Genomic DNA, 283 nt, shown 5'->3' with positions numbered 1-283 from the left:
AGCCTGGCTGGGCAGTGATCTGATCGACCGCACTTCCTACCCAACCCGGCTCACGCATGCGGGTGAAGTGTTTTATGAACAGGCGATTGCAATGCTGGGCCAGATCAATAATGCGCGTGCTTTGTTGCGCGGTAAGCGTACCAGTACGCAGACTACGGTGGATTTCGCGGTACCGCATACCTTGTCGCTGACCTATGTACCCCGCTGGCTGACTGGACTGGAGCAAGCCTTTGGCGAAATCAACAGCCGGCTGCTGGCACTGAATGTACACGACGCGGTCATG

Annotated in this window: 1 pseudogene; it reads left to right on the top strand. The window is 56.9% G+C overall.

The window, feature by feature from the left end:
* A pseudogene (locus KDM89_RS21975) lies at positions 1–283 on the top strand (LysR family transcriptional regulator); the annotation flags it as partial.

It is taken from the genome of Cognatundibacterium luofuense (assembly GCF_018139685.1).
Taxonomy (GTDB): domain Bacteria; phylum Pseudomonadota; class Gammaproteobacteria; order Burkholderiales; family Burkholderiaceae_D; genus Undibacterium; species Undibacterium luofuense.
The sequence above is the reverse complement of the archived record's forward strand: the minus strand, read 5'-3'. Positions and strand labels throughout refer to the sequence as shown.